Annotated in this window: 22 protein-coding genes and 1 riboswitch; of the genes, 13 read left to right on the forward strand and 9 right to left on the reverse strand. The window is 61.9% G+C overall.

Annotation, left to right across the window (positions count from 1 at the left end; translation table 11 throughout):
- The coding region (locus MAMT_RS07195; RefSeq protein ID WP_142660309.1) for a hypothetical protein at positions 1 to 546 on the reverse strand (546 nt) is incomplete at its 3' end.
- 599 nt (positions 547 to 1,145) lie between these two features.
- On the opposite strand from MAMT_RS07195, the gene MAMT_RS07200 reads away from it, so the two are divergent.
- From MAMT_RS07200 to MAMT_RS07220, 5 genes are all read left to right on the forward strand, one after another.
- Positions 1,146 to 1,538, forward strand: coding sequence for a DUF302 domain-containing protein (locus MAMT_RS07200; protein WP_142660310.1), 393 nt, complete (start codon positions 1,146 to 1,148; stop codon positions 1,536 to 1,538).
- 91 nt (positions 1,539 to 1,629) lie between these two features.
- Positions 1,630 to 1,700: riboswitch (Fluoride riboswitch) on the forward strand.
- Positions 1,701 to 1,814: 114 nt separating this feature from the next.
- Positions 1,815 to 3,380: an MFS transporter gene (locus MAMT_RS07205; protein WP_142660311.1), complete on the forward strand. Its 1,566-nt coding sequence runs from the start codon at positions 1,815 to 1,817 to the stop codon at positions 3,378 to 3,380.
- Positions 3,377 to 4,765: an HlyD family secretion protein gene (locus MAMT_RS07210; RefSeq protein WP_142660312.1), complete on the forward strand. Its 1,389-nt coding sequence runs from the start codon at positions 3,377 to 3,379 to the stop codon at positions 4,763 to 4,765. The genes MAMT_RS07205 and MAMT_RS07210 overlap by 4 nt, the downstream gene beginning before the upstream one ends.
- Positions 4,766 to 4,861: 96 nt before the next feature.
- The gene (locus tag MAMT_RS07215) at positions 4,862 to 5,278 is read left to right on the forward strand and encodes a universal stress protein (protein ID WP_142660313.1); all 417 of its coding nucleotides are present in this window, start codon (positions 4,862 to 4,864) and stop codon (positions 5,276 to 5,278) included.
- Positions 5,200 to 6,852, forward strand: a complete 1,653-nt coding sequence (locus tag MAMT_RS07220; RefSeq protein WP_142660314.1) for an efflux transporter outer membrane subunit — start codon at positions 5,200 to 5,202, stop codon at positions 6,850 to 6,852. The genes MAMT_RS07215 and MAMT_RS07220 overlap by 79 nt, the downstream gene beginning before the upstream one ends.
- Before the next feature lie 48 nt (positions 6,853 to 6,900).
- Here the strand turns inward: MAMT_RS07220 and MAMT_RS11390 are convergent, their stop codons facing one another.
- The gene (locus tag MAMT_RS11390) at positions 6,901 to 7,077 is read right to left on the reverse strand and encodes a hypothetical protein (RefSeq protein ID WP_178086993.1); all 177 of its coding nucleotides are present in this window, start codon (positions 7,075 to 7,077) and stop codon (positions 6,901 to 6,903) included.
- A 207-nt stretch (positions 7,078 to 7,284) separates the two neighbouring features.
- On the opposite strand from MAMT_RS11390, the gene MAMT_RS07225 reads away from it, so the two are divergent.
- The gene (locus tag MAMT_RS07225; protein ID WP_142660315.1) at positions 7,285 to 7,758 is read left to right on the forward strand and encodes a cupin domain-containing protein; all 474 of its coding nucleotides are present in this window, start codon (positions 7,285 to 7,287) and stop codon (positions 7,756 to 7,758) included.
- A gap of 93 nt (positions 7,759 to 7,851) precedes the next feature.
- Here the strand turns inward: MAMT_RS07225 and MAMT_RS07230 are convergent, their stop codons facing one another.
- The 3 genes from MAMT_RS07230 to MAMT_RS07235 are packed head-to-tail and all read right to left on the reverse strand — an operon-like array spanning position 7,852 to position 9,236.
- Positions 7,852 to 8,445 carry a PfkB family carbohydrate kinase gene (locus tag MAMT_RS07230; protein WP_342799827.1) on the reverse strand — a complete coding sequence of 198 codons (594 nt, stop codon included), beginning with the start codon at positions 8,443 to 8,445 and terminating at the stop codon, positions 7,852 to 7,854.
- On the reverse strand, positions 8,432 to 8,746 hold the full coding sequence (locus tag MAMT_RS11830) for a PfkB family carbohydrate kinase (RefSeq protein WP_342799828.1): 315 nt from the start codon (positions 8,744 to 8,746) through the stop codon (positions 8,432 to 8,434). The genes MAMT_RS07230 and MAMT_RS11830 overlap by 14 nt, the downstream gene beginning before the upstream one ends.
- Before the next feature lie 52 nt (positions 8,747 to 8,798).
- On the reverse strand, positions 8,799 to 9,236 hold the full coding sequence (locus MAMT_RS07235) for an SRPBCC domain-containing protein (protein WP_142660316.1): 438 nt from the start codon (positions 9,234 to 9,236) through the stop codon (positions 8,799 to 8,801).
- 384 nt (positions 9,237 to 9,620) lie between these two features.
- Here MAMT_RS07235 and MAMT_RS07240 point away from each other — a divergent pair, with 384 nt between their 5' ends.
- Complete coding sequence (locus MAMT_RS07240; RefSeq protein ID WP_142660317.1) at positions 9,621 to 9,881, forward strand: AbrB/MazE/SpoVT family DNA-binding domain-containing protein; 261 nt, start codon at positions 9,621 to 9,623, stop codon at positions 9,879 to 9,881.
- A gap of 136 nt (positions 9,882 to 10,017) precedes the next feature.
- Here MAMT_RS07240 and MAMT_RS07245 read toward each other — a convergent pair whose 3' ends face one another.
- Positions 10,018 to 10,224 (reverse strand): AbrB/MazE/SpoVT family DNA-binding domain-containing protein, encoded by a 207-nt coding sequence (locus MAMT_RS07245; RefSeq protein WP_178086994.1) that lies wholly within the window; start codon positions 10,222 to 10,224, stop codon positions 10,018 to 10,020.
- Positions 10,225 to 10,536: 312 nt separating this feature from the next.
- Here MAMT_RS07245 and MAMT_RS07250 point away from each other — a divergent pair, with 312 nt between their 5' ends.
- From MAMT_RS07250 to MAMT_RS07260, 3 genes are read left to right on the forward strand one after another with little or no spacing between them, the layout of a single operon-like run.
- Entirely contained in the window at positions 10,537 to 11,115 is a 579-nt protein-coding gene (locus MAMT_RS07250; protein ID WP_142660319.1) for a TMEM175 family protein, read from the forward strand.
- Positions 11,116 to 11,125: 10 nt separating this feature from the next.
- Positions 11,126 to 11,926 carry a class I SAM-dependent methyltransferase gene (locus tag MAMT_RS07255; RefSeq protein ID WP_142660320.1) on the forward strand — a complete coding sequence of 267 codons (801 nt, stop codon included), beginning with the start codon at positions 11,126 to 11,128 and terminating at the stop codon, positions 11,924 to 11,926.
- A gap of 38 nt (positions 11,927 to 11,964) precedes the next feature.
- On the forward strand, positions 11,965 to 12,675 hold the full coding sequence (locus MAMT_RS07260) for a dienelactone hydrolase family protein (protein WP_142660321.1): 711 nt from the start codon (positions 11,965 to 11,967) through the stop codon (positions 12,673 to 12,675).
- On the opposite strand, the gene MAMT_RS07265 is transcribed toward MAMT_RS07260, so the two are convergent.
- Both MAMT_RS07265 and MAMT_RS07270 read right to left on the reverse strand, forming a co-directional pair.
- Complete coding sequence (locus MAMT_RS07265; RefSeq protein ID WP_142660322.1) at positions 12,672 to 15,152, reverse strand: TonB-dependent receptor; 2,481 nt, start codon at positions 15,150 to 15,152, stop codon at positions 12,672 to 12,674. The two genes, MAMT_RS07260 and MAMT_RS07265, sit on opposite strands and share 4 nt — an antisense overlap.
- 132 nt (positions 15,153 to 15,284) lie before the next feature.
- Positions 15,285 to 16,193 (reverse strand): class I SAM-dependent methyltransferase, encoded by a 909-nt coding sequence (locus MAMT_RS07270; RefSeq protein WP_142660323.1) that lies wholly within the window; start codon positions 16,191 to 16,193, stop codon positions 15,285 to 15,287.
- 109 nt (positions 16,194 to 16,302) lie between these two features.
- Between MAMT_RS07270 and MAMT_RS07275 the strand changes: the two genes are divergently transcribed.
- The 3 genes from MAMT_RS07275 (at position 16,303) to MAMT_RS07285 (ending at position 19,595) form a co-directional block, all read left to right on the forward strand.
- Positions 16,303 to 17,289, forward strand: coding sequence for a quinone oxidoreductase family protein (locus tag MAMT_RS07275; RefSeq protein ID WP_142660324.1), 987 nt, complete (start codon positions 16,303 to 16,305; stop codon positions 17,287 to 17,289).
- 154 nt (positions 17,290 to 17,443) lie between these two features.
- The gene (locus MAMT_RS07280; RefSeq protein ID WP_178086995.1) at positions 17,444 to 18,370 is read left to right on the forward strand and encodes a PDZ domain-containing protein; all 927 of its coding nucleotides are present in this window, start codon (positions 17,444 to 17,446) and stop codon (positions 18,368 to 18,370) included.
- Positions 18,371 to 18,572: 202 nt separating this feature from the next.
- The gene (locus MAMT_RS07285) at positions 18,573 to 19,595 is read left to right on the forward strand and encodes a PDZ domain-containing protein (RefSeq protein ID WP_178086996.1); all 1,023 of its coding nucleotides are present in this window, start codon (positions 18,573 to 18,575) and stop codon (positions 19,593 to 19,595) included.
- Between the two features lie 35 nt (positions 19,596 to 19,630).
- Here the strand turns inward: MAMT_RS07285 and MAMT_RS07290 are convergent.
- Positions 19,631 to 20,114: cupin domain-containing protein (locus tag MAMT_RS07290; RefSeq protein WP_374729436.1), on the reverse strand; the 484-nt coding region annotated here is incomplete at its 5' end.

The following is a 20,114-nucleotide window of genomic DNA, read 5'->3' on the forward strand; positions in this document are numbered from 1 at the left end:
CACCGGACCGGCGCTTGCCGCGATGTTCTTGTCGATCACTCGGGTCGTCGCGCCGGACCGGAAGATCTGTTTCTGAGTCGGCGCTTCCGATGCTCCCGGCACCAGGTCGGTGGGCGGCTCGAGAAGAGCGTTGTCGGGGTCCCCCGTGACTTCGGTGGTGGGCATCTGGACGACGCCGTCCTTGCTGGTGGGTGCGGTCGTTTGGGCCTCCTCTCCGGAGGAAGCGCTCGGGCTTGGGGAGTTCACCGCGAGAAGAGGCTGAATGTCGGCCAGATCCGATCCGGGAGGTCTGGCGCCGTACACCGAGGAGAGCCCGGTGGGGGCCGCCGGAGCGGCATCCCAGGAGTCCGGACCCCCGTTCAAAGTGGTGGGTTCGCCTGCGCCTTCCTGCGGTCCCGAGAGGCTATCGTCGACTTTCGGGATTCCGGGGTCGCTGGCTCGCGTCTCTTGCATGCTCAGCAGGGAAGCGAGGAGGAGAAGGCAGAGGGATCGGGAAGCGGGCCATCTCCAAGCATGAATCGTATCAAACAACTCTTCAGCACTCATATGTGAACACAACCATCCTAATCGCTGTACACGTTCCATCCATGTCTATGTCAACGAGGCGCGAGAAATGACCTGCACGATAGAAATGTTAAGAATATGCGGCAATCAAAAATAGTGTTACAAATATGTTACAAACATGTTGCGAGTGTGTTACGTCAATGTGACGGATCTGTGTTTTGAATATGACGAGAACGTGACGCAGAAGTGACGCAAGAGTGGCGAAAATGTTACGGATCGATGGCAGTATTGTTACGGTTCTGTGGCAGCGCGCGGAGAACGGCGGACGATTGGGAGCAATCGAGTAGTCGAGCATCCTGTGGGGCCGGGAAAGGGAAGGAGAATCGGCAATAGCGAATGCGCGTGCCGAACCGCGCAGTTTCCGCTGTTGATTCTTTGCGGTCGGGAAGCGAATGGCCGGAAGAATGAAGAGATTTCGAGCGCGGAATGGGCACGGGACCGGCGCTGTCGCGGCTCCCAACGATTCTCCTTGCGCTCTTTCCCGAAACGGATGAGGATACTGTCATGACAAGTGGGCTTGCACACCGGTCGCTTCTCTTCGGGAGAAGGGTGCGGCGCGAGCTGAAAACGGGAGCGCTGAGATGAAAACCTCGTATGGATTTGGGAAAGAAGTGGCGACCTCGTTCGAGGAAACCGTCCCCAAGGTAGTAGAGGCTCTGCGCAAGGAGGGCTTCGGCATCCTTTGCGAAATCGACGTGGCGGCGACCCTCAAGAGCAAGTTGGGCAAGGAGATACCTCCGTATCGCATCTTGGGCGCTTGCAACCCTTCCTTGGCCCATCAAGTCTTGGAGATGGATCCGTCGGTCGGACTGCTGATGCCCTGCAACGCAGTCGTCCGGCAGGACGCTTCGGGGAAGGTCCACGTCGAACTTCTCGATCCGTCGGTGATGCCCGCCATGATTCAGCGGCCGGAGATCGAGCCTTTGGCCGCCGAGGCAAAGCAGCGGTTCCAGCGGGTATTAGCTTCGCTCTAACGAGCGCTCTCCTCCTCCCCGCGTCTGCCCTGCAAAGAAAACGCGAAAAGGATGGCCAAGTTGCCTTCGTTCTGGTAACAGGCCCAGCAATATTGGTTTGGGCGATGGGGCTCGCCCGAAAACAGACCGCTCACCGATTGAGCTGATAGCTCCTACCACGGGTCTCGCAACGCGAGATTTCACGGGGAGGGAAGGAGCATTGGGTAGACGCGGGGATCGGGGAGCAGAGCGTCCAATCGGACCGGCGGCGATCGGTTGGGGAAGGGGGCTCATCGGATGAGCTTGGCGCCATCCGCCGGGTCGCATCGGCCTCTCTCGTGCCACCTTGCGCTGGTGGGTGCCAGCCTCTTTGCCCTTCTCAACACCGGGGCCTTCACGGGGATCATCCCCTATTGCGTAGCCGAACTCGGCCAGCACCAGAGCCATGGGAGCTGGATGAACGGGGAGTTCTTCGCGGCGCAGGCGCTGGGGATGTTGCTGGCGAATCCGCTGGCCCAGCGGGTCGGCACCGTTCGTCTCTTTCTCTGGGCAGGCTGGACGACGGCGTCGGGTGCGCTGCTCTGCGCCCTGGCTCCGGGATTCGTCTTCTTTCTTCTCGCCCGAATCGTGCTGGGAGCGGGCGGCGGAGTCCTGATCCTGCTCGCTCCGGCCCTGCTTCTCGATACCTACCGGCCGCGCTTCCGGGAGTTCGCTCCGGTACTCTGGGCGGTGATCGCGATCCTCCCCTTTACGATCGGGCCGCTCCTCGGCGGCTGGATCGAGGAAAGTTGGGGCAGGGAAGCGGCGAGCTGGCGGCTCTGGTTCCTCATCGACGGGGCCGTGGAAGGGGTCTGCGCCCAATGGGTCCGTCGGCTGTTGCGGGCGACCGAGCCCGTGCGACCGGATGCCCGCTTCGACTGGACCGGCTTCGGCTTGCTCGCGACCGGCCTCTTCTCCTTGCAGACCGCCCTGGACATGGGGGATGACTACGACTGGACCAACTCTTCGCTCTTCGACGTTCTTGCCGGGGTCGCCGCCGTCTCGTTTCTCGCCTTCGCCTGGTGGGAACTCCGCATCCCGAATCCGTTGGTCCGGCTCACGCTTTTCCTGCGGCCCGCGTTCGCCGCCGGGATGGTCTGCCTTTGCGGAGGCTTTCTTCTCTTTTATGGCCTCTGGAGCCTGCTCTTGGTCCGCCTCCAGTCGGTCTGGGGATATAGCCCGTGGCTGGGAGCGATGGTCTGGTTTTCGCTGACCGCGGGGGCGCTACCCTTGGCGCTTCTGAGCGCGCGCATCGCCAGTTGGCATCGAAGTCGGTTCCTGCTCATTGGCTCTCTCCTCCTCTTTGCCGGCTTTGCGTTTTGGACGAGTTTCTACGAGATTCACCACCGACGCAACCTCTGGCTTGAGTTTATCGGTCCGCAGCTGATCGAGGGGATCGGCCTGGGGCTCTTTCTTCCGGTGGTCACCAATTTTCTCTCGAGTGGACTCTCCGCTCGGAACCGAGGCCTCGCGGTCGGGCTGGCCGGGAGCTTACGCGTGGCGGCACAGGGATGGGCCAGCCTCCTGCTCGGGACGATCCTCTATCACCAAGCCGCTTTCCACAAGAGGCGCTTGGTCGAGTGGCTCACCCCTTCTCATCCTCTCCTCGGCCAACTGCGCGAGAGGCTCTCTTCCGAGGGAATCGGCTGGGAGGTGGGCTTCCGTCTCTTGGATCGGGAAGCCCTTGCGCTAACCCAGGTGCTTGCTTTCGAGGATCTCTTCCGAATCGCTGCGTGGGGGTTTGTCCTTCTAGCGGGTCTGGCTCTTCTCTGCCCGGCTCCCTTGGGGGCGCGGAAGGACGTTTCCGAATCCGGAGGGAGATGAGGGAAGAAGAAAGGGAGGAGTGGTTTTCTGAGCCTACCGGCGGGGAAGGGAGCCCGGTCGGGGATCTCCTCGGGGAGCCGCCCCGAGCGAGGAAACCGATTCACCCCCGCTCCCGCTTTCGCCGCTTGACCGCCCGGCTTTGGAGCAGGATGACGCGGCGGTTCCGGAGCGGATCGCGACCCCCGGAGGAGGACGAGGGGATCCCCGGGAGGAAGCTGGGCCGGGCGATCGTTTTCTTTCTCGTCCTTCTTGTTTTTCTTTTCTGGTTTGTCTTTATCCGGGGCTGGGTCGTCACCAACGATGCCTACGTGACCGGAAATGTGGCTCCGGTCAAATCCCAGGTCGCCGGCACGGTGGTCGAGGTCTGTGTCGAGAACACCGAGCGGGTTGAGAAGGGACAGGTTCTGGTCCGATTGGATGGACTCAAATCCCGGGTCGCGCTTCAAAAAGCGGAGGCGGACCTGGCGGCAACGGTTCGCCGGGTTGAGGCTCTCTTCAGCCAAGTCGCGCGGCTCCGCCACCGGATCGGCGAGCAGAAAGCGGCCTTGGGGCGCTATCGATATGACCTGGGGCTCTACCGGGGCGGGACGACGAGCGGGGTGATCTCCGAGCAGCAGTCGATCGATGCCCAGTGGAAGGTGCAGGAGTCGGAGCAGGCCATCGCTGCCCTCGAGGCGGAGTTGCGAGGAAGCGAGGCGCTCGTCCAAGGGACGACGGTGGCAACCAACCCGATGGTCCAAGAGGCCGCGCAACGAGTCCGGGACGCCTGGCTCGACTGGTACCGGCGGAGGATTCCCGCTCCGGTGAGCGGCTATGTCGCCCGCCGCAGCGTGCAGCCCGGGGATCAGATCACGCCCGAAAAGTTGCTCATGAGCGTGGTCCCGCTCGGCTACGTCTGGGTCGTTGCCAATTTCCGAGAACGGGAACTGGGGGAAATGCGGCCGGGTCAGCCGGTGGTGCTCAAGGCGGATCTGTACGGGTGGGGAACCCGGTACCATGGGGTGGTCGAAGGATTGGAGCCTGGCTCCGGCAGCGTCTTCTCGCTTCTCCCTCCGGACAATGCCACCGGCAATTATGTTCACATCGTGGAGCGGGTGCCGGTCCGGATCCGGCTCGATCCGAAGGAACTGGCCCGCCGCCCGCTGGTCCTCGGCCTCACGATGGTGACAAGAGTTCACGTCGCCGAGCGGGGGAACTCGATCCGCGATCCGATCACCCGGATCCCGTCGAAGGCGCGCGAAGCCGATTACCAATCCTTTCTCTATCTCCGGGAACTGGACGCGATCGAGGGGCGGATTCGAAGCATCATCGAGCAAAACTCCAATCGGAACGGGGATGCTCCTTCTGCGACCGGAGCCCGTCCGCCACAAGGGAGAGCGCCGTGAGTGCCCGGGAACAAGCAGGAAAGAGGCCGGCCTTGCCCGGGAGACCGACCAGTGTAATATCCCTTCGGCGCCAGGGGATCCAAAGGGGTATCGAAGATGGGCTTCCGGAAAATTCTGGTTGGTTTCGACGGTTCGCAGGGGGCTTCGGCGGCCTTCCAGCTCGCGATCGAGATTGCCGCCCGCTTCGGGGCCGAGGTGCGAGCCCTGGCGGTTCTCCCTCCTCCGGGAAGCGATTGGGACTCGTCGGCGGTCGAGGAGCGCCGGCTCCTTCAGGCGCCGCTGGAGGCTTGTGCGGCGATCGCGCGGGAAGGGAACGTCCCCTTCTCCGAACGGATCGAGGAGGGGGATCCGGCAGAGGAGCTTCTGCGGTCCGCCCGCGATGGTTTCTACGACCTGATCGTAGTCGGACGGCGGAAGCTCTCGCAACCGGCGCATTGGATCCTCGGGTCGGTCTCGGAGCGGGTGATTCGCCATTCGCGCTGCGCGGTACTTGTGGTCGAACCGCCAGGTTAGCCTTCCTAGCAACTCGGGCAGCGTCTCTCCTCCGCTGGTTCTTCGCCCTTTCGCTGCTTGGACTGCTCGCCGGGTGCCTTACCCCGAAGTTCGAACGGCCCGACATTCCCACGACCCCGCAATACAAGTGGGCTCCGCCTGCTCGTCCGGTTCACGGGCCGCCGGGGCCTCAATGGAAGATTGCCGAGCCCAGGGAGCATCTCATCGGCAAGGGGGACTGGTGGAAGATGTACCGGGATCCGGAGCTGGACCAGCTCGAGGCGGCTTCCCTGACGGCCAACCCCACGCTCGGGGAGGCTTTCGCCCGGATACTCCAGGCGCGGGCGGAGGTGTTGGGGGTGAAAGCGATGTTCTACCCGACGCTCGATTTCACGCCTTGGTTGAAGTCGGTTTCCAACGCGGCCCAGGGCCAGTGGCCGGTTCCCCCCTTCCCGCGCCAACTCGATCCCTGGGCGGCGGTCGGCGATACGAACTATGAGTTTGCGCTCTGGCAGCAGATTCCCAAGCTGCGCGTCGCCAAGGAGCAAGCAAAGGCGGTCCAGGCGGCATACGAAGAGATCCGGCTCTCACTCACCTCGGAAGTGGCGCAGAACTACTACTTGTTGCGCCAGATCGACCTGGAGATCTCGATTCTGGACCAGATCATCGGGCAGTTCGACAAAGACCTTCGCCTGACGCAGGAGCGAACCAAGCTGGGTCTTGGGCAACAGTTGGATGTGGTCCGAGCCCGAAGCCAGCTCGAGCAGGTGCGGGGGGAGCGGGACGGGCTCCGGTGGAGCCGGACGAAAGCCGAGAATAGCCTCGCGGCCCTCACCGGCAAATCGGCCTCTGGTTTCTCCCTCCCGTTCCGTCCTTTGTCGGGCGAGCCTCCCGCAATCATCCAAGGGGTCCCTTCCGAGCTGCTCGAGCGCAGACCGGATATCGCCCGGGCCGAACGGCTCATGGCGGAGGCCAATGCGCAGATAGGAGTCGCCAGGGCCGCCTTCTACCCGTCCTTGTATCTTTCGGGCTTTGGGGGATTCCAGAGCCTTTTTTTTAACACCCTCATGACTTTGCATAATGCCTATTGGGCCGCCGGTCCGCTGATCGACGTGCCCATCTTCGAAGGAGGCATGCTCATCGCGAGCTTGAACGCGGCAAAGGCCGGCTACTGGGTGACCGTACAGGAGTATCGAAAGGTGGTGCTCGACGCCTTCCGGGAAGTGGAGGACTATCTCTCCGGCATCCGGATCCTTTCCGACCAGCAACAGCGCTTCGCAGCGGCGGTTGTCGCCTCGGAGCGCCAGGTCGATATGACGCTGGATCGGTTCCGAAGGGGGCTGGGGAACTACTTTGAGATTGTCCAGGCAAACAAGGAGCTGCTCACCAGCCGCCGGGACGACGCTAAGACGTTGGGCGAGCGCTTCGTGCTGACCGCTCTTCTCGTGAAGGGACTCGGAGGGGGGTGGGAGGACTCCTCTTTCCGTCCTCTTCCGCCGAAAGCGATGCCTCTCGGGCAAAATTCCTCGGGCCAGGGCGCGGCCGTAAGCACGGCTGCACTCGATCGAGGCGCCCTTGTCCCGGAGAAAAAATAGGCGAGGAGTGCGCTTGCGCCCGAGTGCGGCGGGAGGATCTCGCTCGCTTCACAAAATGCGATTGATCTTGATGACCCCATCGGCTAGGTTTTTTACGATGAAGAAAATTGCTCTCTGCGCATTATTGCTCGCTACCGGCATCTCGTATTCTCTGCCCGCTTGGGCGACGCCAGCCTGCTCGGGCCAGAAGTGCTCGGAACTCTCGGGCAAAGGAAAGTGTGGCAAGAAGAAGGGCTCCTGCGAAAAAGGGGGTTCGAGCGAGAAGGGAAGCAGCGACCACTCTTCCTAGTTTTTCCCTCCGGCGGATCCTTTTTTCCGCTTATTTTGCCCGCTAGCGTTTGAGAAAAGGGTGTGCCCGGAAGGGCTCATTCGGGCGACTCTTTGCCACTAGGAGTGACCGCGATTTCCGGCACTTGCGCGGACGGTGTTACCATGAAGGTGAACCTCGCGGAAATTCCTTGGGTGGAGTGCCGATCGCCCAAAGGGCGCTATCATCTCTTTCAAAAGACGATCAGCCTCTCTCTAGGAGGCAAAAAGGATGTCGGTACGTGGGGCGGAGGTCAACCTTTCGACGCTGCGCTGGTTCGGATTCCGGCCGGCGCGGTCGATTGGCCTCTCCATGCTCATTCCGCTCAATGGGAGCTTTACGGCGTCGAGGAAGGGAAGGGATGGGTTCAGGTCGGTGAACAGAGGATCGATCTCGGGCCGGGGGACTGGTTCCTGGCAAAGCCGGAGGAGGCCCACCAGATCGAAAATCCGGGTCCGGGCGATCTGCTGCTCCTCGTAATCGCGAACAACCCGGAGGCGGACGTCGTATCCTACCCCCGGTCGGGCAAGTTCTTCCTCAAACCCGAGCGAAAGATCGTTGCCGAGAGCCCGCTCTCCTACTACGACGGGGAGGAGTAGCCGGAGGAGAGCCTTTTACGCGCGCGGGTTCGCTCGCGCGAGAATCCTGGCCTGGCTGTCTCACAAGCGATTTCCTGCGGCTTGCATCTAGGCCTATCCGCCGCGCCTCGGGTACGAACTTTGTGAGACATGCAGGCTAGCAACCTCCTCGGCCGAGGGCAACCCTTGCCGCGCTCCGAGGCGAGTGCAGGCAAGCGCTCCCGCGGCGGAAGCGAAGTACAGCAGATCCTCCCAGGTCATTCGGCGCGCGACTCCCAGAGCGAAGGCTCCGTGAAAGGCGTCGCCCGCTCCGGTCGAATCGACGCAAGCGATTGAATAGGCGGGGAGCCTGCCCCGCTTTCCCCTCGAGGACCAGAGGAGCCCCCGTTCTCCGAGCGTGACCACGACGCAGGGGTGGGATGCAGCAAGCCGGCGCAAGGCTTCCTCGGGGTCGGTCGAGCCCGTCGCTTGTGCGGCGAAGCGTTCCGAAGCGACCAGATAGTCGACAACCCCGGCGAGCTTTGCGGTCCCTTCGTGGAGAGAACCCGCGTCAAGAACCGTCGAAGTCCCCCGCCGCCGCGCCTCCTCGACCATTGGCAGAGAGATTCTTGGTTCGTGGCCATCGAAGAGCATAGCCCGCGCTGTGGGCCATGGCCGGTCGGCGAGGCTTGCCTCCAGTTTCGGGGTTGCCGCGCTATGGTTGACCACCGAGCGGCTTCACCAGGCTGACGGCGAGAGGAGTAGGAGCCTCGCCGTGCACCAGGAGGGAGGTTTCCACACCCTCTTCCTCCAGCTCCCGAGCGTGACGCTCGCCAAAAGGGTCCTTTCCGAGATAGCCGAGAAAGGAAGCCGTCCCTCCCAACCGGCAAACCGCGACAGCCGCATTCGCCGCAGGTCCGCCTCCTGCTAGGACGAGCTCTTTGGAGAAGATCTTTTCGTCCGGAGCCGGGTGGTGGGGGACAAAAAATGCGAGATCGTAGCAGGCATGGCCCACGCAGAGAACGTCCACCACCACTCACACTCTTTAACGCAAGGGGGGACGGAGGTCGATGGTTGGAAGTTTATCTCCAGATCGCCCTTTCCACCCGCTGCTTGAGTGCCTCGTTCATGGCTTCCATTCCCGGACGGGAGCTTTGCCTCTGGAAACGCCAGATGCAGGGGGCGAGCAATCCGCGAAGAGTCTGTCGGTAGTGGAGGATAGTGATCTCTGGTGGCTGGGCTTCCAGAAAGATGCGATGCTCCAAGTCGACCAGCCCCGGGAAGAGCCAGCGGCCGATCCAGCGGCATTCCTGGTTGGGCACGACCCGGAGAACCTCGGCTTGCAACGGGATGGGTTTGGACGATGGAGGGCAGAGCCGGACCGAGAGTCTCGCTCCGAGGATGGGTTCGCCGCAGACCGAGCGGAGAAAGGGATTCCAGTGAGGGTAAGAGGGAAAATCCATCAACTCCCTCCAGATCGCCTCCGGGGGCGCTTCGATTGCGAGCCGCGTTCTAATCATTTTGCACGGCAACATGGCCCGCCTAGTATCCACTCTCCTTTTGAGACTCGCGTGATATGCGAGCCGTTCGTCGGAGAGCCGCTGCTTCCCTGGGTGGCCGATACCAGCCCGATACGGCCAACAGGAGTTGGCTTTCGCCCCTGCGGGGGCACGGACTCATTAAAGCGAGAAGCATGCCAAAAGGATTCCGATAGTCCAGGCAGGGACGCGTCCTTATCGCCGACGGCCTCGATAAGGAGGCCGGCAAGCTGAGCGCAGCGGGGTCTGGTCCGGAGGCTACCGGATACGCGCAACGAAGGGAAGCGGCCTTGACTCCGCTCCCGCGATCCGCTTTTTTATCCAAGAGTGTGAGCTGTACGCTCGTAATATCAGGTTAAATCGCTTATGCCCGTTCCCGCCGCCCCTGGAGGCAATTCTCATTCCGCGAATATCCCGTCGGTTCCTCCTTTATCCAAGAAACCGGCCGCCCCCGAGAAGACCGAACCAACGGGGAGGGAAGCCAGCCCAAGTTTTTGGACGACCCACCTTTCGACAAAGGGGCAGGTAGTGATTCCGGAGCAGATTCGGAAGGACTTCGGCTTCCAGCCCGGAGACCAGTTTGTGGTCGTTGCCCTAAACGACCTGGTTTTTCTGAAGCGGGTTTAGCCTGCCTGACTCACAAGCGTTCTCCCGTGGCTTGTGAAAAAGGGACCGTCTACTTCATCGGAACTAGGTTTGTCCTCCTCGCGGAAGATCGTCCACCCTTCTCGCCGCTCGCTTATCTTCCGCGAGAAGACCTGCCTCAAGCGGAAGCCGTCGGCTGTTCAATCGAAGTCGTAAGCAGGTTGGCTAGCTCCCGGAGCTGCGACCATTCGCGGCTCGAGGGGGGATGGAGCAGACGAAGGCAGATCGTATCCTTGTCGGCCAGGACGAGGAACTGATCACCACGCTTTAACCCGATCCGTTGGCAAACAGCCTCAGGAATCACCACTTGACCTTTGATACTCAAGCGCGTAGTACCCGTGGAACGCGTGGGCCGCTTTGTGGCCGAACCCGGCCTCTGCGCCGGCTTGCCCTGTCTGACTCTCGCTGGCTTGTCGTGCAAGATAGACGCCATTCGTAGCAATTACTATGCCGCTTTATTTTAGTCAACGTTTTGTTACAAACTTGTAACAAAACGAGAAGAGTCGAAGCGTGCCGCAGCGAGAGGAATGGCATTTCCAGGACATGGAGTACGTCTCCCGAATCGAAAAAACGGCTTGTCACGTCCCTGAAGAGCGACGGATCCGTTGACGGAACCTATCCGGGCGGTAAGTTCATCATGGAAAAGGGCCGTCTCGAAGCTTTCAGCGACGGAGTGTTTGCGATCCTTATCACGATCACCGTGCTGGAGTTGAAAGCCCCGCATGGGGTGAGCCTGTCGGCTCTCGCATCCGTTCTGCCGCTCTTTCTCAACTATGTGCTGAGCTTCCTCTATCTGGGAATCTACTGGAACAACCACCACCATCTGCTCAAGGCCTGCCGCCGGATCCATGGAGGGATCATGTGGGCGAACCTCCACCTTCTCTTTTGGCTCTCCCTCTTCCCCTTCGTGACCGATTGGGCGGGCGAAAACCATTCCGCCCCGCTTCCCACGGCCATCTACGGCGCCGTCCTCTTCCTTGCATCGGTCGCCTATTTCGTCCTGCAGTCCCTGATCATCACCGAACAGGGGTGCGACTCGAAGCTGGCGGCAGCGATCGGAGCGGACCGGAAAGGGAAGCTTTCTTCCCTCCTCTATGCGTCGGCGATCCCGGTCGCTTTCTTTCAGCCGTGGATCGCGCAAGCCGTCTATGCGTTGGTCGCCTTGTTCTGGCTCGTTCCCGACCGGAGGCTCGCGCAGGCGCTCAAAGAGGCGTAAATTTCGAGGAATGACGACCCAATTCGACTTGGATACGCGGGAGCTGGCCGAAAGCTACGATCGATTGAGCGACGCTCAATTTTGTTTTGGGAAGCTCCTGGTCGATCGCTTGGAGATCCAGACAGGGCAACGGGTTCTGGATGTCGGTTGCGGCACGGGGCGGCTAGCGGAGTACGTGGCGCAAGCGGTCGGTCCTTCCGGGGAGGTCCTCGGGATCGATCCTCTCCCCTTTCGAATCGAGATCGCTCGGAAAAGAGCCCGGCCCGGTCTCTCCTTTGAGATCGGGGGGAGCGACGATCTCGGCCGCTTTGCCGATCGGTCCTGGGATGTCGTTTGTCTCAACAGCGTCTTCCACTGGATTGAGCGGAAGGCGGAAGCGCTGCGTGAGATCCACCGGATTCTCCAGCCGGGCGGGAGGCTTGGGATCGGGACGGGAGACAAAGATCAGCCCAACCCGTTCCATGCGATTATCAAAGAGGCGATCGCTTCGGTAATGGGTCAGGTCCCGGAAGGGGCTCAGATCTCTCCCTTTCTGCTTTCCGCCGAAGAGGTGCGCGAACTGGTTCTCAAGGCGGGCTTTTCGGCGCTCCGGGTGGAGTCGACGCTCCATAGCGACTTTGTGGATCGAGTGGACGATCTGCTCGATTTCTTTCAAGCGAGCAGCTTCGGAAACTTTCTGGCTCTGGTTCCCGAGGAGCGCCAACCGGCGGTCACGGTGAGAATTCGCGAGGAACTGGAAAAGCTCCGGACGGCACACGGCATCGAGAGAAGATTTCAGCGGCTACTGGTCATTGGCGAGCGAAAGGAGTAAGCACGATTTTTTGGCCGAAACCAAAAAGAAGGGTGCCGATGAAAACAGAAGTCGATTCGAGTTGGGTGGATCTCGAAGCTGCCGACGGGAGCCGATTTTCGGGCTTCCTGGCTCGGCCCTCCGCTCCCGGATCCTATCCGGGAATCCTCGTCTTTATGGAGGCATTCGGAGTGAACCGCCACATCCGGAACGTCACCGAGCGGATCGCCGGGGAGGGTTATCGGGCGCTTGCCCCAGATCTCTACCATCGGAGCGCTCCGCGCTGGGAGGGGAGCTACGAGGACTTTTCGCAAGCGCTCGTCCATCTTCGGCAAGTCACCGTCGAGCACCTTTCGGCCGACGTGCAAGGCGGCTACCGGTGGCTGAGCGCTAGCGGCGGCGGCCAAGCCGTGGGGGCGGTCGGCTTCTGCTTCGGGGGCCGGGTGGCCTTCCTGAGCAGCACGGTCGCTCCTTTGCGCGCAGCTTGCTCCTTTTACGGCGGAGGGATCGCGCCGGAACTTCTGGATCGGGCGAAGGACGTATCCGCTCCGCTTCTCCTTTTTTGGGGAGGACGCGACCAGCACATTCCTCCGGAGCAGACTCGGGCTACCTCCGACGCCCTTCGGGCGGCCGGAAAGAGCTTCATCGAGGTGACCTTTTCTGAAGCGGGCCACGGCTTCTTTTGCGAGGAGCGGGGAAGCTACAATCCCGAGGCCGCCCGGATGTCCTGGCCGCTCCTCCTGGAGTTTTTCGGCCATCATCTCCGCTAAAACGAGACGCGGATCATGGCCTGGACCCAAAAAGGCATTTGGAGAGCGGCATATTCGAGGTTCGCGGTCCGGGCGGGAGTAAAGCCCGGCGCCCCGGCGATCCAGTAGTGGTTGTCGGTGAAGTTGTAGAACCAGACCCGCGCCTCCCAATGCTTGGCGGCATAGAAGACGCTCGCATTCAAGGTGTACCAGGCCGGAGCCCGGACGGCGTAGTCGTAGGAGAGGAACTGGCCACCCTGCTCGATCGCCCAAAAGGAGACGCCGAAGCCCGCGTCGGTCTTGTAGGTCAGCATCAGGTTGCCGTACTCCTTGGGAAAACCGATGAACGGATAGATGCCCGGCGCGAGGGAGACGATCTGGCTGACTGGAAGGCCATACTGCGCGGCCACGTTGGCCGGGTAGGGGGTGAAGGTGGTGGGACCGACACCGTCCGTGTTGGTCCAGTTTTCGTATCCTTGCATGTAGTTGAAGCCGAAGTTCGCCCAGAAATGGCGGTTCGGCCGATAGCTCCCCTGGAGTTGGACTCCTTGGACATCGGCCGACACGGTCGGGGTGGTGCCTCCGGGGAGAACGAAGGCCGGGATGAAGCCCGATTGGGCGTAGGCCGAGAGGCCGAGGAAGAGGGTCTCCCGGAGGAGAGAGAATTTGAGGCCCGTTTCGTAAAGGGTCTGGGTCTGGTGGTAGTAGGTGCTGGTGAACTCCGGCGCGAAGGCGCCGAAGATCGACTGGGCGGTCGTCTGTCCGAAGTAGTAGGTCGAATACCAGGACATCCAGGGAAAGATCCGGTAGGTGGGGCTGGCGGTAACCTGCGGCAGGAGGGCGCTCGTCGAGGTAGCGTCATAGGCGGGGCCGATGAGCACGGCGGGGGTGCCGGATGGGGGTTGGGCGTCGACGAAGTAGGCGTCGAGCCGGGTTCCGAGGAAGAGAGTCGCCTTTTCTCCGAAATGGAGGATGTCCTGGAGGAATGGCGAGATTTCCCAAAAGTTGCATTGAGTCGAGGCGAAGTTGTCGACGTTGTAATATTCTCCCGGATAGCCTGGAATCGGGATGTCGGTGAGGAACGGGTTGTTGTAGGCGGGGCTGATCGCGAGGGAGTAAGGAACGGGAAGCGAGGCGTCGGCAGCGGTAATCGGCTTGCTCATGTCGGCCTGGTTGCTCGTTGAATGCCAGCTTCCCGAATACTCCTCGTCGCTCAGGAAGCGGAAGGCGAGGCCGCCATCCACGCTTTGCGAGAACCAGGAACTCTTCTGTTCGGGTTCCCAGCGGATTTCGAGCCGGTCGGCGAGATTGACCCCGTAGGGCATGACGACCCAGGTCGGGTCGGGGACCGGCTGAGCGGCATTCGCTTGGAAATACTCAAAAAGCGTGTTGTTCACGAACGTCAACCGTTCATTGAGCCGGATCGTGGCAACCGCCTGGCTCACGGCGTAGAACTGGCGGGAGAAGTCGAGCGGGGTATTGAAGAGGTTGGCTCGGCCGCTGATCGGTACCTGAGGTCCCCAGGCGATGGCATATCCCGAGCCCGGAGGGGGAGTCCCCCGGCCGGGATGAAACTGGCCGAAGGGCTGAGTTGCGGTCGCCGGAGGCGTGTAGTAGCCGATCCAGGGTCCGCTCTGATAGAGCCCGTTGTCGATCAGGGATTGGGTCGGCCGCGTTACCCCGGCGTACGGAAGAAAGGAATTCTGATCGATCTCTCCGTTCCAGTCGACCTGAACCTCCTCGATCGGCTTCCAGGAAAGGGCGAGGTAGGCGCACTCCCGGTTCAAGTAGGAACCATCGTAATAGTTATAAGGCGCATAGCCTTCCTGGCCGAAGTAGTCGAAGCGGTAGGCGAGCTTTTTCTCCTTTCCGATGGGGCCGCCGATATCGATGTTCCACATATTGGTGTCGTACATGCCCAAGGTGTAGTAGGCGTCGCCGCGGAAGCGGTCGAAGAACGGCTGCTTGGTCACTTCATTGACATAACCTCCGGCGAACTCCTGCGGACCGAAGACGATGCTCACCGGCCCCGTGACGACGTCGAGCGAATCGTCGGCATTGAAGTTGAGGAGGGGGCCCCAGTTCCCTCCGCTGGAAAAGCCGACGAGCATGCCGTTGCGAAAGGCCGTGGCGGGGAGCCCGCGGACGACCGGTTCGCTCACGACGTTTCCCGTCGACTGGGTCGGATTGACCGAAGGACTGAAGGCGACCAGGTCGTTGACCTGCTGGGCCATCACGGTATCGAGCTCTTCCCGGGAAACGGGAAGGACATCGCGGGGAGTATCCATAATGGAGAGGTCGGGTCCGTAAATGGAAGTCACTTCCTGGGCGGGTGGCTGTTCCTGGTCGGCATTTACCGTCACTTCGGGAAGCTGGGCGGGTTGGGCGTAAGGCAGAGGGGAGGTCACGTTGGACGCGGACTCCCGGGCGCCTGAGGCGCTCACAGAGGCGAGAAGGGTGAGGCAGGTCCAACAGGCGGTGCAGTGTCCTCGAAGCATCTTTCCTTAGTCGATTGGCTGGGAGAGAATAGCGCGCTCGCTTGTCCGGCCGCTAACGGTGGCTTGCCAATTTTTAGCGCCTACTTGTCCGGTTTCTGAGCCGGCAGCGCTCTTCCAAGCGATCCAGCGTGCTTACTCTTCGCCGCTGCGCACCGCGACGAGGAGGAGGGTTTCACTGGTGATCCGGATTCCCTGGCCTCCTTCGGCCCTCGTCAGTCGCTGCTTGATCCGGTCGAGAATCCTCCGCCTGGTCCTTTCCGATACTCCGGAAAGAAACCTTCCTGCGCTGCTCGCCCGCCAGAAAGCCACCAGCTCCTCGGGACTTTTCGCCCGATCCTCCGATTCTGTCTTCTCTACCACCACGACGCGGAATCCGCTCTTTCGCAGCATTTCCTTGAGTGGTGCGAGTCCCAGCGGAGCCGTCTCGAGAAAGAGTCCCGGAGGAAGGGTGCCGAGCACCTCTTTCGCCGACTGCTCGATGAGCTCATCGAGCTCCGCAGGTCGGCTGGTGTCCTCGAAGCTGATGCCCAGCTTCCCCCCGGGCTTGAGGATCCGGTGGATGGCTCCAAGGGCTTGTCGCCGATCGTCGATCCAGTGAAAGACGTAATTGAGGCAGACGACATCGAAAGACCGAGGGGCGAGCCTCGGAAGATCATCGGAGCCGCCGACGGAGAAGGAGAGCCCTTCCCTCGCCCTTCGCTCGGCAATGGCGATCCGGTAGGGGGAAGGATCCATGCCTAGGACTTTTCCCTGGGGTCCGGCGATTCGGGCGATGGCGGAGGCGAGCTGTCCCGTGCCGCAACCCAGATCGAGAACAGAGCTGCCTGGGGAGATCCCCAGGAGGGAGACGAGCTTGATGCCGATCTCGTACTGAGGGGTGCTCATCCGCTCGTAGAGTTCGGCGAGGCGAGAGGAATCGAAGGCTGCCGGCTCACCGAATCCGGAAGGGGCCGCGAGCAGGAGAAGGGAGAGCGCGAAGGCCGGGTACGCGTGACGCCATGGAAACCCGTTCTTGGGAGCGACCGAACTCTGCGCGCGCATCGATGAGCGATAAGAGGCGCCCCCGGGTGGTTTGCGCAAGGAGATCTTTTCCCGTCCTGGGGATCGCGGCGAGGATTCTCCTTGCGCTTGCTGCTGCGCATCGCAGGAAATGAAAACAGTGAAGGCGTACTCTTTTGCCCGCTATGGAGGACCCGAGGTCTTGATCCCGGTAGAGATTCCGGTGCCTGAGCTTCTCCCCGAGGAAGTGCTGATCCGGGTGGCGGCGATCGGCATCAATCCGAGCGACGTCAAGAATCTCTCGGGCCACTTCGGGACCAGTCTTCCCCGCATCCCCGGAAGAGATTATGCGGGGACCATTGTTGCAGGGGCGGGTCGGGAAGGAGAGGCGGTTTGGGGCAGCGGTCCCGGCTTCGGCGTCACCCGGGACGGAGCCTTTGTCGAGTATCTGCGTCTTCCGTCTTCCTGGGTCGCCAAGAAACCCTCTTCTCTTTCGATGGAGGCCGCGGCCGCGGTCGGCGTCCCATACCTGACGGCCTGGTCCGCGCTGGTCATTGCGGGGAATCTCGCACCGGAAGAGACCGTTCTTATCGTCGGGGCGGCCGGGGCCGTCGGGCGCGCGTCGATCGAGATCGCGCGCTGGCGAAGGGCCCGGGTCATTGCGGCGTCCCGCTCGGCAACCGTTCTTGCCGGCACCGACAGCCTGGTCGCGGCCGGGGATCCCGACTGGCCGCGACGGGTCCTTGCCTTGACCGAAGGGCAAGGAGTCGATCTGGCGCTCGACACGATCGGAGGGGCGTTTTTCGAGCCGTGCCTGAAGACGCTGCGGCCGGGGGGCCGGCAGGTCGCTATCGCGAGCAACCCGCCCGATGTCTCCTTCAACCTCGTTGATTTTTACCACGGGGCCAAGCGGCTGATCGGCGTCGACAGCATGGCCCTTCGCGGTGAGGAGATCGCCAGGATGATGGAGGAGTTGCGGCACGGCTTCGAGGAAAAGCGGCTGACCGCTCCCTCCGTAAGCATCTGGCCTTTTGGCTCGGCAAGAGAAGCGCTTTCCGCCGCCAGGGAAAAGCCGGGGAAAAAGCAGGTCCTAGTTTTCGATCTCCCGGGAAGCGAAAAGGCTCCTCTTCGCCGGTGAGGCGGGGAAACCGCAAACCGCTTTTCTTTTTTTCCGCAACAAACCGCATTCCCGAAGGTTCACTTGAACAGTGAAGAGTTTGGCACGCGCAGGAGAATCCTTGTGGGAAAGGCAAGCCGACCCTTGGTGCTGCTCGGGATCGGCGTGACCTGCCTTGAAAACTAGTGCCATTTTCCTCTCGGTCGGCCTCTTCACGATCTCCCTGTACGGGCAGGTGGCCAAGCCACTTGCCACGACGCCGCCGATCGAAAAGGCCTTTCCTCTGGTCCAGAAAGGCACCGAGGTTCATGTGAGCTGTCCTCTGGCGCTCAACGAGTACCAGGTTCTTTCTCCCTCAGAGGTTCTCCACCTCTTTTACGTCAAATCCCAGCGCAGGGGGGCAACGGGCGAGAAGACGGATTCTTCGGAAAATGCAGCCCCTTCGGGCAGACACCATGGAGGCGGGATGGGTGGCATGGGCGGGATGGGTGGTGGAATGGGCAGAGGAGGCATGGGGATGGGTGGTATGGGGATGGGTGGCATGGGGGGAGGCGGCATGACAGGGATGCATGGCGGGATGGGCCGCGCGGGCGATGAGAACGAAGGATCAAGCCATCAAGGGGTGGACCGAAAGACTGTCTGGACTTCCGTTGATGCGTTTCGTGAAGCGCTTGGCGGTCTGGACGGGTCCGATGTGCGGCTGGTTTTCGCCCAGCCTCCGGCGGCGTCTTCCGGCCAGGCGGCGAAGTCGGAAGGTGGAGAAAATCTTAAAACGGACTCCAAGCCCGGACGAGTGCGAGACGAGCCCCTGGCCCTCCCGTTGGGTCTACTGCTGGGGGAGCTGGAAGAAAGACCGACCGTCCTCGCGGTCGAAAACGGGAGCGCCGGAGCCGAAGCGGGTCTCCGCTCGGGGGATCGGATCCTCTCTCTCGATGGTCGGCCCTGCTACCGGAGTTTGTCGGTATTCTTAGGTCTCTATCGCGAGGCAAAAGCGCGGGGCGGTTCGTCCGTTTCCCTCGAAGTGGAGCGAGGGCAGGCGCGGCTGACACTTCCGGTCTCCCTGCCCCCCAGCCTTGGGGGAAGCATTCTTGATGTTCCTTAGGCAGGACCGCCTTGGGGTCCACTGCGTGCCACCGGGGCGAAGCTCGGAAGCGCCCTTTGCTCTTCAAATCCGCAGAGGATCGCGGTAGTTGTTTAGGATTGTTGTCGCGAAATGGTGGAAGCCGCAACGGTCGTTGCGTGTCGGGAAGGGGACGGCTCTTCGCGGCGGGATGGCGCCGCCTCCCTCGGAGATTGAGTGGACGATGACGCCTCTTGCGCAAGGCGGAGCAAATCGCAAGGATCGAACGGTTCGACGCCGAGTGCAGGCGAGTGCGGCACCGCGAAGAGGCAAGGTCGTCTGTCTCCCCGCCATGCTGCTCCTCAGCCTTCTCAGTTGGTGCGTCGTGGATTCCGTCTCGGCCCAGGAGACCAGATCCCTTACGACCGTGCCCCCGCTCTCGTCCGCTTTCCCCCTCGTGCAGCAGGGGAGAGAGGTTCATGTCCGCTATCCTTTGGCGATCAACGAGCATGTCGTCGTTCCTCCCGGTGCACGACTCCATTGTTTTTACGCGAGGCCACGACGCGCGGGCGCGTCCGGAGAAGAGCTGACATCCGCCGAAGAAGGAGCGCCTTCAGCACGTCGCGGCGGAGGAGGCATGCCGCTCGGCGGCATGGGTATCGGAGGGATGGGCTTGGGCGACATGCGGATCGGCACTGCCGGAGAAATGGGCCATGGGATGAGCGAGAAGGGAGAGCAGAGGGGAAAGCCGGGACGGCGCAGGATCGATCGGAAGGCGGTCTGGACCTCCTGCGATGCCTTTCGGGAAGCCCTGACGGGTTTAAGCGGCTCGGAGCTTCGGCTGGTTTTTTCCCTACCCGGCCCGAAAACGCTCATGCAAGAGCCAGCGTCAGGGGACGAAGACGAGGACGAGCCGAGCGAGAAGCCCAGGCCGCGGCCGAGGCGCGTCCGGGATATGCCTGTGCATCTCCCGCTCGGCTTGCTCCTGGTGCAGCGTAAAGGGGCGCCGACTGTGCTCTCGGTCGAGAAGGCGAGTGTGGGCGAGCGGGCTGGCTTCCGAGCCAGGGATCGAATCCTCTCTCTGGATGGGCGACCTTGCCCAAAAAGCCTGTCGGGAGTTTTGGCCCTCTATCGTCAGGAGAAGGCCCTTGGACAGAAGGAGATTTCCGTGGCCGTGGAACGAGCGGGGGCTTCTTCTCCGGTCTCCCTTCCCGTGCGGCTCCGGCCCCGCCTCGAAGGGAGCCTCCCCCAGAGGCCTGCGGAGTGAGAGAAGGCACCGCGACAAAGCCGGCGGACCGATCCTTAACCGGCGCGGTTGGGGCTGCCGAGGATATGTGTGCGTGAGGGAAGCATGAGATCGTCGAACGTTTGCGTGAACATTGCCGCGGCAAAAAATGCGACCGCTCTCAAGGTTTCCTGCCCAACGTTGGCAAGGTCGTGGCGCATATCGGTCGAGATGACAAACACGCTTCCGGGATCGAGAGCGTAGACGCCCGACTCCATGCGCAGCTCCCCCTTTCCGGAGAGGATGTATTGGGTCTCCTCGGTGGCATCCGTATGCCATCCCAGCCGTCCACTGGGCTCAATCTCGTAAACGATCGTCGAGGACTGCGTTGCCCCCCGCCCACCGCAGGAGGCAAACGCTCCGGTCCAACGTACCGAGGGATCCTCTTCCCCGCAGACAGAGAGACGTTCTAACCTGCACGCCTCACAAGCGATCTCCTGCGGCTTGCGAAATGGACCTGTCTGCTTCGTTGCGCCTTGATTTTCCCTCCGTGCAGTATGT

This window comes from Methylacidimicrobium tartarophylax, assembly GCF_902143375.2.
In the GTDB taxonomy this organism is placed as follows: domain Bacteria; phylum Verrucomicrobiota; class Verrucomicrobiia; order Methylacidiphilales; family Methylacidiphilaceae; genus Methylacidimicrobium; species Methylacidimicrobium tartarophylax.